Here is a 12,807-nt window from a genome sequence, read left to right as displayed (position 1 = left end):
CCACCCCTCCTCTCTCTGCGAAACTGCTATGCAAGCTACGCTGCAACAAGACACATTCGTACCATCGTGGCGGCGATGGCTATCGATTGCACTGCCGGTGGCGGCCGTCAGTACTTTTCTGCTGGGACTGTTGTTCCAGAACATCAGCCTGATGGCCGTTGGCGCCGTGGCGCTGTGCTTCTTGTGGCGCGGTGTCGGCGCGGCGGCCGCGGCCAAGGTGCACAGTCTGGTGGCCTCGCGCCGCGGGACGGTGTTGCCGTCGCAGGTGCGCGCCGAGATTACACGTCGCCGCAACCCGGAATCGCCCGATCCCGAGTCGGAGTCCCCCGAATCACCCCGCCCCGAAAGTCCTGCCGAGCACCGTGCTCGGCAGGCGAAGCGGAAGCAGACCGCCACTTCCGATCTGGTGCAAACCATGATCTCGCAGGGGCGATACGCACTGCTGCTGCGGAATGAGACCGCTTCGCAGTTGGCCGACGAAGAGCTGGCCGAAGTGCTGGCGGAGTTGGACGACCTGATGTCGGTGGTGCCCGCCGGTCGGGTGCTGGTGGGCGAGTACGCCGAGCGGGCCACCTGGGGCAGTTCGCCTGTGGCGGCCGACTGCGCCGGGCTGGTGCACATCGATGGTTGCTACCTCGACCGGTTCTGCGTCACCAACGAACAGTTCCAACACTTTGTCGACGACTGCGGCTACGAGCAATTCCACCTGTGGCCCGAGGAGGCCCTGCCTGCACTGTTCGAGTTCGTCGACCGCACCGGCATCCCAGCGCCGGCAAGTTGGCACGATGGCCAGATGCCTGAAGGTTCCGAACGCCTTCCGGTGGTCGGCATCAGTTGGTACGAAGCTTGCGCCTACGCTCGCTGGGTCGGCAAGCGACTTCCCACCGACGCCGAGTGGACCAAGGCTGGTGCGTGGCCGGTGGAGACCTCGCCCGGGCGTGTCTCGCAGCGGCGTTATCCGTGGGGCGACACGTTCGAGTCGCGTCGCGCCGCGCTGTGGGCCAGTGGTGGTCGTGGCCCGGTGCCGGTCGACTCGTTCGAACTCGGTGCGTCGTTGGGCAGCGTGTACCAACTGATCGGCAACGTGTGGGAGTGGACCTCCTCGTCGCTCGACGCAACCAGCCGCGACGCGGCCAGTTCGAACGATGGTCACTCGATGCAGGTGCTGCACGGCGGAGCGTTCAACACTTACTTCGAGAATCAAGCCACGTGCCACTTCCGAAGCGGCGAGCGGCCGCTGGCGCGTCGCAACAACATCGGCTTCCGCCTGGCGCTCTCGTTCGACGTGATCGCCGACCAGGAACTGGCCGACGCCGAGTCAGCACCAGAAGCCGAAGAATAGCCAACGAGTAACAATCATCTGCAAATTACATCAGGCCTGCTGGCCGGTAACCCGCGTCGCAAGCCTCCTCTAGCCCCCAGAAGATTATGGCCACACTTACACGACTACCGCTGGATACTTACCTGCTGGCGGGGCAGGCGGCACCCTTGGAGTGTGCTATTTGCCAGCACGAGAATCGGGTGTCGGCCGAGGTGTGCCACATCTGCGCCGCGCCGCTGTCGATCGCCCGCATCAACAAGGAGGTCAAACGTCCAGCGCACCTCATCGCGTGCATCGGTGCCGCGAACACCGGCAAGACCGCCTACCTGGGCATGTTGATGGACATGCTGATGCGCGACGCGGGATCGCTGCACACCACGCTGTTGGGCCCGCGGTCCATTTCGTTGCAGCAGGCGACCACCACTGCGCTGGCGGCCGGTTGGTATCCCGACAAGACGCCACGCGATCCGGAACTCACCTGCTGGGTGCACTGCCGTGTGGAGTGCGGGCGGCGGCGACGTCGCAGCGACGTGGCGTTTGCCGACTTTTCGGGCGACGCCTTCGTCGAAGAACTCGAACAGCCTGGCAGCTTCCCGGCCATTCGGGCGGTGTTGGGCAAGTGCTCGGCGGTGATGGTTATGGCCGACGCTCAGCGTTTGCAAGCGGGCGAGCACGACGACGACTACATCGCGCTGAAGATGCTTTCGCTGATCGACGAGTGCAACAAGAAGGACAAAAAGAAGAAGCACTGGGTCAGCCGCACCAAGAACCTGCCGCTGGCATTAATCTTCGCCAAGGCCGACTCGACGCCCGCCTGTGCGGACGATCCGGTAACGTTCGCCGAAAACCACGCCAGCGCCCTGTGGCAGGACTGCCGCCGCCGCTTCCCCCGCACCAAGGTGTTCGCCGCCTCGGTGACCGGCGCCACGGGATACAAGCTGATCGGCGGCCGGCGGTGCCGAGTGCCGCTGCGAGTCGAGCCGGCAGGCATCGTGGAGCCCTTCGGCTGGCTGATCGAGCAGATGCCGTAATTCTGAGGGGGGAATCGAGCGGAGTGAACCACTTTGCCGGAAGTTTGGTCCTACCCAGCGAGGAGGCGCTACTCCTCAGCTGGATTTCCCTGTCTTTTACGTTCCCCTGCAAGCTCTCAAGATTTCACGATGAACCGTCCCTACTCCTGCCAACGCCGATTCAACCATCCATGCAGGCCGAGTGCCGATGGAGCGGTATCGCACTGCGCCGACGGGGTGGAGTTGGACTCCGTGGATCTCGATCAGCTCGAAGAGCTGGACGACACGATCTTCGCCGCCCTCGAAGGCGATGCGGCGGCGCTCGACCGATCGCGCCAACTCTGGACCGCCGCGCGCCGCGAAGTGGCAACACCACTCATCGAAGAATCGCAGGAGCAATACGCCAAGCGAGCGTTGATGGTGTGGGATGCCTCGCGCTCGAGGCCCGAAGAGTCGCTCACCCGCGCCTTTGCTGCGCTGGAAGTGCTTGGCCTGTTGGCTGATGAGTAATCTCAACTTAATGGCAATCGGCCATCGGGGCTGAGCAAGAACCGGCAGCCAAGTCGCGTGGACGTGTCGTCTGCATCTTGCCAAACGATCTCGGCGATGAGTTGCGCGCCGGGCAGTCCGAGTTTGCCAAAGTCGACCGCCACCAGCGGCGCGTGCCATGCGTCGGCGACGGCCAATTGCATGCCCGAGATCGAGAGGTCCGTAAGCGTAACATCGACCGCCACGCCGGTGGGCTTTGCCTGTTCGTCCAAAGGAACGCCGACAATGGGGTTCTCGACTTCGAAGCGAACGTGCTCGCGCCGTTCGTCGACTTCCCGGCTATTGCCAACAAGCTGAGTCATCAGTTCGATCGACTGGGGGCGTTCCATTTGCATCAGTCGCAGCTTCGACAACCAGTGCGACATGTCGATTCCAGGATGAGTCGAAGCTGGTTGCTCTGTTAGCGTGGGCGGATCCGTCGAGCGGCCCTCGGTGAAGAAGTACTGTCCACACTCGGGGCAAGAAATCGCGGTGGCCCAGGAGTCGGCGCAGGGGGCGGGCCAACGCAGGTTGCGGTAGCAACCCTGGCACCGGGTGATCATCAAGGATCCCTGGTACTCTTCGCTGCAGTTGATCGAATGCAGTTCGATCTCTTTGTTGAGTGAGTCGGCCATGTTGGCGTCCCATGGATCCCTGAGGGCGTCAGGTTCAGTTGCCCGTTGCGCAAGTGCTTTGTCATACTCGAGCGGATGAAGCACTTAAAACTCTAGATCAAAGATGGTGGTTTCGCGCATGCGTGCGCCCTGCGTGCGTGCGCCCTGCGGACGGGCTGCCAGTTCAAGGAACGGTCATTCCGGCTGGAGCACGCCGTTTGGGGGGTAGGAGAGCAGAATCTCACCGGCTTGCCGTATGGATATCCCCGCGAAAGAGGGGGTGGCGGTACGGAAATCCGAGGGCTAAAAATGGCCAGTTTCCTAAGCTTAGACGGGCAGTTTGAGGGGGCTGGCGGGAGATTCCGGCTCTGGCGGATCGGGCTGGCAGAAATCTCGAATTCCGTTGCTCTTAGTGGTAGCGAGCCCCTTGCAGAATTGGCATCGAGGCCACAATAATATGCGATTCCCCGTTACGCCTGATTCCTAGCTGGAGAGCCAACAAGGTGGCAGTTCGCATTCGCATGAAACAGATGGGACGTACCCATCGCCCGTTTTACCGCATTTGCGCGATGGACAAGCGCGCCCCGCGAGACGGCAAGGTGCTCGAGGAACTCGGCACGTACGATCCAATGGTGGCCGACACCGACGCTCGCGTGAAGCTCAACGGCGAGCGAGTCGACTACTGGCTGGGCGTCGGCGCGCAGCCGTCGGAGAAAGTGGCCGTGCTGATCAAGAAGTACGGCACCGGCGGTACCCACGCCGAGGCGAATCAATCGGCGGTGGAGAAGTTGGCCCAGCCCAAGGCGGTTCCCGATCGTGGCGAACCTGTGGCCAAGCAAAAGACAGCTGAAGAGATTGCCGCTGAAGAAGCGGCCGCCAAGGCCGCAGAGGCACCGGCTGAAGAAGCCCCCAGCGAAGAAGCTGCTGGCGACGCGGCTCCTGCCGAAGAGGCAGCGGCCGAAGGTGGCGAGCAGGCCAGCGCCGACGAAGCGAGCACCGAGGAGGCTGCCGAGGAAAAGGCGGCGGAGTAAACCCACGCCATGCGGTTCGACGTGCTGACGCTGTTTCCGGAGATGTTTCCGGGCTACCTCAGCCAAAGCTTGTTGAACTTGGCGATTGAGCGTGAGTTGGTGGACGTCCAGATTCACAACATACGTGACTGGGCCAAAGGAAAACACAAAAACGTCGACGATCGACCTTTTGGCGGCGGACCGGGCATGGTGCTGTCGCCCGAGCCAGTGGTCGAGTGTGTCGAAGCCGTCCAGCAGATGGACAGCCCGCCGGGCCGTGTGGTGATGCTCACTCCTGGTGGTCGGCAGTTCGGACAGCGGGTGGTGGAAGAATACAGCCATGAGGAGCGGCTTTTGCTGCTGTGTGGCAGGTACGAGGGATTCGATCAGCGAGTGGTCGACATCCTTCAACCCGATGAGCTTTCGATTGGCGACTTCGTGCTCAACGGCGGTGAAGTCGCCGCGATGGTGGTGATCGACGCGGTGGTGCGACTGGTGCCCGGCGTGTTGGGCGACGAGCAAAGCAACAAGCAGGACTCGTTCAGCAGCGAAAACCGCCTGTTGGAGTTCGCCCAGTACACGCGACCTCGCGAGTACCGGGGCCACGCGGTGCCCGAAGTACTGCTGAGCGGCAATCATCCCGAGATTGCCGAGTGGCGAAAGCAAAATAGCCTGGAGCGAACGCGTCAACGGCGCAGCGATTTGCTCACAAGCGAAGAAGACAAATCAGGTAACAGCACCGACTAGCTGTCGGTGGACAAGGATAAACGAGAGTTCGAGGGTACAAAGTCATGAGCCAACAAATTCTTGATTTGGTCGAGCAAACCAGCCTCAAGACCGAGGTGCCCGAGTTTGAAATCGGCGACACCGTCGACGTGCACACCAAGATCCTCGAAGGCGATAAGGAGCGCATCCAGGTCTTCACCGGTGTGGTGATCGCCCGCAGCGGCTCCGGTTCTCGCGAGATGTTCACGGTCCGCCGCATCGTGAACAACGAAGGCGTGGAGCGGAAGTTCCCGCTGCACTCGCCCCGCGTTGCCAAGGTGGACGTGAAGCGCTCCGGTGTGGTCCGTCGCGCGAAGCTCTACTTCCTTCGCGACCGTGTCGGCAAGGCGGTCCGCCTGAAAGAGCGTCGCCGCGATACGGGCAAGTAACTCCGAAATCTCTTCGCGACGATTCGCATATTTCGGATGCCTTGGGGTTTGTGTGGAGAAACTGAGGGAAATCTGTCCCTCAAGTGGTGTTACCTACATAGGGAACCTGCGCCGGCAAGTTTGTGGTTTTGCCGGTTTTCACGCTATACTGGCGGTTCCCTCCCTCCCGCCTACCTTCCCACCTAATCTCAAGGAAACTTCTCGATGACCAAGCGGCACAGTTCTCGGCGTCAGTTCTTGCAAACCAGCTCCGCAGCAGTTGGAGCTTCGCTGCTCATCACCGGCACGCGTGCATCGGGCCAAGTGCAGGGCGCCAACGATCGTGTCCGCATGGCGGTGGTCGGAGTCAACAGCCGCGGCAAGGCTCACATCGAAGGTTTTGGGAAGCGATCGGACGTAGAACTCGCTTACATCGTCGATCCCGACACGAAGGTGCTCGAAGAGCAGATGCCGCTGGTCGATAAGGTCACGGGTGGCAAGCATAAGTGCCAGACGGAGACCGACATCCGCAAGGTGCTCGAAGACGAAAGCATCGACGCGATCAGCATTGCCACGCCGAACCACTGGCACTCGCTGATGACCATCTGGGCCGCCCAGCATGGCAAGCACGTGTACGTCGAGAAACCGATGAGCCACGACATCGCCGAAGGTCGCGTGGTGGTCGAAGCCCAGAAGAAGCACGGGATCGTCATTCAGCACGGCACGCAGCGGCGGAGCAACGCTGGCATCGCCGGCTTGCACGAAGCGCTGCAGGAAGGACGTTTGCCGCGTTTGAAGATCGCCTACGGCTACGCCTGCAAGCCGCGTCGCGGTATTGGATTCAAGGATCCCTCAATGGCGCCGAGCAACCTCGACTGGACGCTGTGGAAAGGTCCCGCGGTGCTCGACTCGTACCACGAGAACCTGGTGCACTATAACTGGCACTGGTTCTGGAAGACCGGCAACGGCGAACTGAACAACCAGGGCACCCACCAACTGGACGTCGCCCAGTGGGCGATCGATCCCGATCAAACGCACCCCGCGCGGGCGATGGCCATCGGCGGTCGCTTCGGTTGGGACGATCAGGGCGAAACGCCGAACACCATGTTTGGTGTGGCCGAATACCCCAATGGTCAGTACTTGATGTTCGACGTCCGCAACTGGGAGCACAAGAACTACAAGAAGCACGTGGAGAACGAGTACTACCTGGAAGACGGCAGCGTGATCGTTGGCGAAGGTCGCTACAAGATCAAGCGTCCCGGTAGCGACAAGTTCGAATCGCTGCCACTGCCCAGGGGCAAGGTTACCCCGGGTGGCAACTGGGCTAGCTTCATCACGGCCGTCAAGGCGAACGATCCTTCGCTGGTGAACGGAAACGTGGAAGACGCGCATTACTCGTGCGTGGTTGGCCACCTGATCAACAACAGCTACCGCTTGGGCGAGAAGGTTCCGTTCAACGCCAAGGCCGCCAAGTTCGGCGACAACGCCGATGCGGCCGAGCACTTCCTCAAGCTGCACGACATGATGGAAAAGGACGGCGGACTGACCGATTCGACCAACTACAACGTCGGTCCATGGCTGGAGTTCGACGCCACGAAGGAAGTATTCGTGGGCGATCGTGCGGATGAAGCCAACGTGCTGCTGAAGGATCCGAACAATCCGGGCTTCGAAGTGCCTTCGGTCTCGAACGTCTAAACGGTCATGGCATCGCTCACCGGCTGGATTGAGTGGCTGCGGCCCGCGCCGCGGTCGCTTGGCCAGCGTGGCGAGCAGTACGTCGCCCGCTGGCTTAAGCGGCAGGGCTACAAGATCGTCGCCGGCGGCAAGCGCACGCGGTACGGCGAACTGGACATCGTCGCCGTGCTTGGCGAGACAATCGTCTTCGTCGAAGTCAAAACCCGCGCCGCCCACGAGCTGTCCGACGCGGCCGCAGCCGTGGACGAAGAAAAGCAGCGACGCCTGGTCCGCACCGCCCTGGCATTTCTCAAACAGCACGGCCTGTTGGAATATCCCGTGCGTTTCGACGTGGTGGCCCTCGTCTGGCCCGACGGCGCCCGGCAGCCCCAGTTGATGCATATTCCCAACGCGTTCGAGCCGCAGGATAAGGGGCAGTTCTTCAGCTAGGGCTCGGACGTTCCGCAGTATGCACTCGCATGGCGCGGGGGGCGATTTGGTGTAAGCTGGCGGTTGTCAGCTTTACCCAATCCAAGGAGGCCCGCGCATGGGACAGCCGGACGCCGTTGGCGCCGAAAACCCCCAGGACGAGTTCGCCCAGATGTTGCTCGAGCGGTTGCAGCAAGGGGGCGAAACCCGGCAGGTGTCGTACGACGCCGAGTCGTTCACCCTGTGTCGCGACGAGGACGACCAGACGTTCTATCTGGGCAACGCGTTCGCCGAGTACGAACGGGCGAGCGAAGAGGACCGCGAGCAGGTGGTGCGGGTGTTTCTGAGCACGTGGTTTACCTCGCAGTTCGAATTGCCCAAGACGCTCGACGACGCCAAGGCCGACGTACTGGTGACCGTGCGGGATCGCAGCTACTTCGAAGTCGACATCCCGCTCTGCTCCGAAGAACTCGCGCTGGCCGACGAGTTGATCTACACCGAGTTCGCCGAATGCCTGGCGATTGCGCCGGTGTACGACATGCCGACCTCCATCCGCTCGCTGAGCGCCGACGACCTGGCCGCGTGGGATGTGACGCTGTACGAGGTGATCGAACTGGCCAAGCAGAACCTGCGCGAGATGACGCAGCAGTGCGCCCAGGCGGGCGAGCTGTTCTTGTTCTCCAGCGGCGACAGTCACGATGCCGCTCGGATGCTGCTGACCGACGTGATCGAGTCCCTCGAGGTGAGCGGCGCGCCGATCGCCATGGTGCCCAACCGCGAAATGATGCTCGTCACCGGCGAGGGCAACGACGAAGGCTTGCAGTCGATGGTCGCCATGTCGCAACAAGCCTTGGAGCACGAGCGACGCATCAGCAGCATGGCCTTTCGCCTGTCGCAGGGAACGTGGTCGCCATGGCTGCCGGAGCCCGACCATCCGCTGCGGTCGGCGTTCGAACTGCTGCGTGTGCAGGGGCTGATGGCCGACTACGAACGGCAGGAGGAACTGCTCCGCAAGCGAGCCGAAGTGAGTGGCGACAGCACGTTTCTGTCGCGATATTCCGCCATGCAGGGCGACGACGGAGTAGTGCGGAGCTACACCATCTGGCCGGCCGCCATGCCGGCGCTGCTGCCGAAGGTGGACTACATCATGTTCATGGCCTCCGACGAAACCGGCATGCCCAAACACTTGGCGGCGGCCGCCAAGTGGGAAGAGGTCGAGCAGGTGGCAGGCGAGCTAATTACGCCTCTGGACTGCTACCCCGTGCGGTATCGCGTGGATGGATTTCCCGATCGAGAGGTGCTGGCCGAACTCGGCACGCCCGATTGGATGGGGTCGCCGTAGGAATGACGAGTAGCGGGTGCTACGACCAATGGAACAGGATTGTATGTTAAGGGCGAAATAGCCCCAGAAACCGCGAAAAAGCAAGCCTTCCCCAGCTTGCTTGATTTGCCCGCATCCCGACCTTAGACTAGCGGTTCCACCCGCCAGTGGAAGACATTCTCTTCGTGCGATAACTGGCGACTACGTTCTTGATACTTCGAATCGAGACAGACACCATGCATTGGCATCTTCGATTTCTCGGAACAATAGCTTCTGTTTTCCTTATTGTTCCTGCTTCATACGGGCAACTTGTATCCATCGATTTTGACGACGGGCAAGGAACGGGGATTGCAATAGATAACTTCTACGATGCCCTCGGTGTCTCTTTTCAAGGTGCTTTCTGGGACGATATCTTTGATGGCCGCCCAGGAACGTCTTCGCCCCTCCAAGTTGGGTCCAGTGATGGTGCTCGGCAGCCGAAAGCTGGCAATCCAATAATCGCGCTATTCTCGGCACCGGTGGATTCGGTATCAATCTCTGCAATAGACGTTGGTTTCAATGACGCTCAACTTGATGCTTATGACAGTGCCGACAACTTAGTTGGCTCGTCAACGTACGAGGGCTTGTCAGAATTGGGAAACACCTTGACGGCTCAAGACACAAGTGTCTTGTCCGTCTCCGGTGAAGATATTCGACGCATCGAGTTCTATCAGCCGTTATCGGTAGTATCCAATGATGGGGTAGGGTTTGATAATCTGACGTTCAACATCGTCCCTGAGCCAGGGACACTCGGATTAGCTGTACTGACTCTTTTGGGTTTCGGACTTCGCATTCGCTTCTGAACTCTCCCACTTCTGACCCTTATCCGGAAAGTCGCTCACGCCGAGGGCTGAAATCGTCGGCGTTTCTATTCGTGTGACGCTATCGCCAAGCATCGTTTTCGGGAAAGTCCGGTTCCAAAGACCGCTTAGCCTACAATCCTTTTCATTGGTCGTCAGACCCCGGCTATTAGTCGTCCGCTGGCTTAGGCAGTTTCGTCGGTGGCTTGGCTTCCGTTTCGGGTAGATCCATTTTCTCTCTGAGCTTCACCCCGTCGTTGGCGATCTCGCCACCGGTCGCCAGGTAGAACCGATCCTCGGCTAGGCCCGCGTCGATGTTCGTCGCACGGTTCGAGTCGGCCGTGAAGCGGGCAGAATCGATCGGGTGCCAGACGCCTTTGGCGGTTTTGAACCAACCGTTGCCGAAAGTCGCCTTTCGTGGATGTGTCGTCGAAACGCGGTTGCGACGAAAGTCCTCGACGAACGAATAGCAGCCGCGGATCAGGCGGTCGTCGCCGAGCGTGGAGAACGTGGCCATTTGCTGCCAGCGTTCTTCCTCAGGAAGGTATATGTAGCCCGTGTAGATCGAACGCTCGTCCTCAATTCGTGCGGTCACTACGAAGCGATAGGTGGTGTCGAGCTTCCAATCGTAGTCGTAAAACGACTGCCCGCCGGTCCCCTCACCGCCGAAACGCTTGACACGCACTCCCTCGCCGTGGCCGAGTTCTTTCACGCGGCGCTCCTCGGGCGTGGCGTTGGGGTCGTTCTGGTTGCCGGGTTCCCAAACCGAGAAGATCACCACCTTGCGGTCGTCGGCCAGTTGCTGGATGCCGAAGTACCCGCCGTGGAATCCGCAGGCCATGAAGTAGGTGCCCGGCGCCGACTGCTGGACCGACATTTCGTTGTACAGCAGCACCGCCTCGGGGCCCGGATACTGCAGGTGAACAGATCGACAGGCGATGCCGGTCAGCCGCTCATCGGCGTGCGCCAGGCCCGGTGTGGCAAGCAGGATGAAGAGGGCGATACGCTGCAGCTTCATGGTGTTTTCCTGTTGGGGGAGGGAAGTTTCCAATCTAGTTGGCCGGCGCCATCGCGGCCAGCGGCTACCGCTTCGCCAATCGGCATTCGCGGCAAATCCTACGTGTTTTCTCAGCCCGCGGAAAACCCCTCCGCAACGAGGCCGTTTCGGTTTAGAATCAAACGGCAGCAGGCGTTCCGTTCTCCCCCTCGCCAGGAAGGCACCTCGGCCGATGACCAAGCACATTTTCGTTACTGGTGGTGTAGTAAGCTCGTTGGGCAAAGGCCTGACGAGCGCTTCGATTGGCATGCTGCTCGAAAAGCGCGGGCTGCGGGTTCGCATGCAGAAGCTCGACCCCTACATCAACGTCGACCCTGGCACGATGAGCCCCTATCAGCACGGCGAGGTGTACGTGCTGGACGATGGCAGCGAGACCGACCTCGACTTGGGCCACTACGAGCGGTTTACCGATAGCCGGCTGAATCGCTACTCGAACTACACCACCGGCCAGATCTACCTGGAGGTGATCAACAAGGAGCGGCGGGGCGAGTTCCTGGGCAAAACCGTGCAGGTGATCCCGCACATCACCAACGAGATCAAGAGCGTCATCGCCCGCGTGGGCGAGGCCAAGGGCGACGAGCCGGCGGCCGACGTGGTGATTACCGAAATCGGCGGCACCGTGGGCGACATCGAGAGTTTGCCGTTCCTGGAGGCGATTCGCCAGTTCCCGATCGACGTCGGCAAGGAAAACTGCCTGTACATCCACCTGACGTTGGTGCCTTATCTTAAGGCGGCCAAGGAACTGAAGACCAAGCCGACGCAGCACTCGGTGAATCAGCTTCGCGAGATCGGTATTCAGCCGGACGTGCTTATTTGCCGCACCGAACAGCCGATTAGCCGCGAGGACTGCGAGAAGATCGCCCTGTTCTGTAACGTGCCGCCCAGTGCGGTGATCGAAGAGCGGGACAAGGACTTCTCGATCTACGAAGTGCCGCTTAGCCTGGTGGACAACAAGCTCGACGGGTTGATCTGCGAGCGGCTGGGCCTGAAGACCGGCGAGCCCAACCTCGACGACTGGCGCGAGTTGCTGCATCGGCTGCGTCATCCCGATCACGAGATTCACGTCGCCGTGGTCGGCAAGTACGCCGAGCACGCCGATGCATACAAGTCGATTTACGAAGCGCTCGACCACGCCGGCATTGCCAATAAGGCGCGGGTACGGATTTCGCGGATTCGTAGCGAAGAAGTCGAAGCCGAAGGGCCCGAGCGGCTGCTCAGCGGTTGCGACGCGGTGCTGGTGCCGGGCGGGTTTGGCGAACGCGGCATCGAGGGCAAAGTGGAAGCCATCCGCTACGCCCGCGAACGCGGCATTCCGTTCTTCGGCATCTGCCTCGGCATGCAGTGCGCGGTGGTGGAATTCGCCCGCAACGTGTGCGGACTGGAGAACGCCCACAGTACCGAGTTCGACAAGGACACCGACCACCCGGTGATCTGTCTCTTGGACGAGCAGCGTTCGGTCACCGACATGGGCGGCACCATGCGTCTAGGCGCGCAGCCCACGGTGCTGGCCGAAGGTTCGAAGGCCGCGGTGTGCTACGGCCAGCAGGAAATCTCCGAGCGGCATCGCCATCGCTACGAATTCAACAACGCCTACCGCGGGCAGTTTGCGGGGCACGGTTTCTCGATCAGCGGCACCAGCCCTGACGGCGAGCTGGTCGAGGTGATCGAAATCCCGGATCATCCCTGGTTCCTGGCCGTGCAGTACCACCCCGAGTTCAAGAGCAAGCCGATCGCCGCGCAGCCGCTGTTCGCGGGATTCATCGCCGCCGCGGTGGACCATCGCCGACAGCGCCGCGAAAAAAAAGCGGCTAGCCAGCCCGCACCCACGGCAAACCCGAACGACGTTACGCAGCACACTAGTTCGTGATTGA

Annotated in this window: 12 protein-coding genes and 1 pseudogene; 11 read left to right on the top strand and 2 right to left on the bottom strand. The window is 61.2% G+C overall.

The genetic code is table 11. The features are described from left to right. Nucleotides 1-28: 28 nt before the first annotated feature. The 3 genes from ACQK2L_RS29915 (at nucleotide 29) to ACQK2L_RS29905 (ending at nucleotide 2,841) form a co-directional block, all read left to right on the top strand. Complete coding sequence (locus tag ACQK2L_RS29915; protein ID WP_425400722.1) at nucleotides 29-1,342, top strand: formylglycine-generating enzyme family protein; 1,314 nt, start codon at nucleotides 29-31, stop codon at nucleotides 1,340-1,342. A gap of 86 nt (nucleotides 1,343-1,428) precedes the next feature. Beyond that, nucleotides 1,429-2,352: a TRAFAC clade GTPase domain-containing protein gene (locus tag ACQK2L_RS29910; RefSeq protein ID WP_425400721.1), complete on the top strand. Its 924-nt coding sequence runs from the start codon at nucleotides 1,429-1,431 to the stop codon at nucleotides 2,350-2,352. A 129-nt stretch (nucleotides 2,353-2,481) separates the two neighbouring features. Next, nucleotides 2,482-2,841 (top strand): hypothetical protein, encoded by a 360-nt coding sequence (locus ACQK2L_RS29905; protein ID WP_425400720.1) that lies wholly within the window; start codon nucleotides 2,482-2,484, stop codon nucleotides 2,839-2,841. A gap of 2 nt (nucleotides 2,842-2,843) precedes the next feature. Here ACQK2L_RS29905 and ACQK2L_RS29900 read toward each other — a convergent pair whose 3' ends face one another. Then, nucleotides 2,844-3,494 (bottom strand): PilZ domain-containing protein, encoded by a 651-nt coding sequence (locus tag ACQK2L_RS29900; RefSeq protein WP_425400719.1) that lies wholly within the window; start codon nucleotides 3,492-3,494, stop codon nucleotides 2,844-2,846. 548 nt (nucleotides 3,495-4,042) lie between these two features. Between ACQK2L_RS29900 and rpsP the strand changes: the two are divergent. The 7 genes and pseudogenes from rpsP to ACQK2L_RS29865 all read left to right on the top strand — a co-directional run. After that, nucleotides 4,043-4,405: pseudogene (gene rpsP / locus ACQK2L_RS29895) on the top strand (30S ribosomal protein S16); the annotation flags it as partial. A 108-nt stretch (nucleotides 4,406-4,513) separates the two neighbouring features. Further along, nucleotides 4,514-5,230, top strand: coding sequence for a tRNA (guanosine(37)-N1)-methyltransferase TrmD (gene trmD, locus ACQK2L_RS29890; RefSeq protein ID WP_425400718.1), 717 nt, complete (start codon nucleotides 4,514-4,516; stop codon nucleotides 5,228-5,230). A 44-nt stretch (nucleotides 5,231-5,274) separates the two neighbouring features. Beyond that, nucleotides 5,275-5,637: a 50S ribosomal protein L19 gene (gene rplS, locus ACQK2L_RS29885; RefSeq protein WP_425400717.1), complete on the top strand. Its 363-nt coding sequence runs from the start codon at nucleotides 5,275-5,277 to the stop codon at nucleotides 5,635-5,637. Nucleotides 5,638-5,841: 204 nt separating this feature from the next. Continuing rightward, on the top strand, nucleotides 5,842-7,311 hold the full coding sequence (locus ACQK2L_RS29880; RefSeq protein WP_425400716.1) for a Gfo/Idh/MocA family protein: 1,470 nt from the start codon (nucleotides 5,842-5,844) through the stop codon (nucleotides 7,309-7,311). A 6-nt stretch (nucleotides 7,312-7,317) separates the two neighbouring features. Then, the gene (locus ACQK2L_RS29875; protein WP_425400715.1) at nucleotides 7,318-7,740 is read left to right on the top strand and encodes a YraN family protein; all 423 of its coding nucleotides are present in this window, start codon (nucleotides 7,318-7,320) and stop codon (nucleotides 7,738-7,740) included. Nucleotides 7,741-7,837: 97 nt separating this feature from the next. Further along, complete coding sequence (locus ACQK2L_RS29870) at nucleotides 7,838-9,061, top strand: DUF1444 family protein (protein ID WP_425400714.1); 1,224 nt, start codon at nucleotides 7,838-7,840, stop codon at nucleotides 9,059-9,061. A gap of 215 nt (nucleotides 9,062-9,276) precedes the next feature. Further along, entirely contained in the window at nucleotides 9,277-9,882 is a 606-nt protein-coding gene (locus ACQK2L_RS29865; RefSeq protein ID WP_425400713.1) for a PEP-CTERM sorting domain-containing protein, read from the top strand. Between the two features lie 166 nt (nucleotides 9,883-10,048). Here the strand turns inward: ACQK2L_RS29865 and ACQK2L_RS29860 are convergent, their stop codons facing one another. Then, on the bottom strand, nucleotides 10,049-10,897 hold the full coding sequence (locus ACQK2L_RS29860; RefSeq protein WP_425400712.1) for a DUF3472 domain-containing protein: 849 nt from the start codon (nucleotides 10,895-10,897) through the stop codon (nucleotides 10,049-10,051). Nucleotides 10,898-11,108: 211 nt separating this feature from the next. Here ACQK2L_RS29860 and ACQK2L_RS29855 point away from each other — a divergent pair, with 211 nt between their 5' ends. Next, nucleotides 11,109-12,803, top strand: coding sequence for a CTP synthase (locus tag ACQK2L_RS29855; RefSeq protein WP_425400711.1), 1,695 nt, complete (start codon nucleotides 11,109-11,111; stop codon nucleotides 12,801-12,803). The last annotated feature ends 4 nt before the right edge of the window (nucleotides 12,804-12,807 follow it).

The organism is Aeoliella sp., from assembly GCF_965227375.1.
GTDB lineage: Bacteria > Planctomycetota > Planctomycetia > Pirellulales > Lacipirellulaceae > Aeoliella.
Note: the sequence above shows the minus strand (reverse complement) of the source record. Positions and strands in the feature narration are given on the sequence as shown.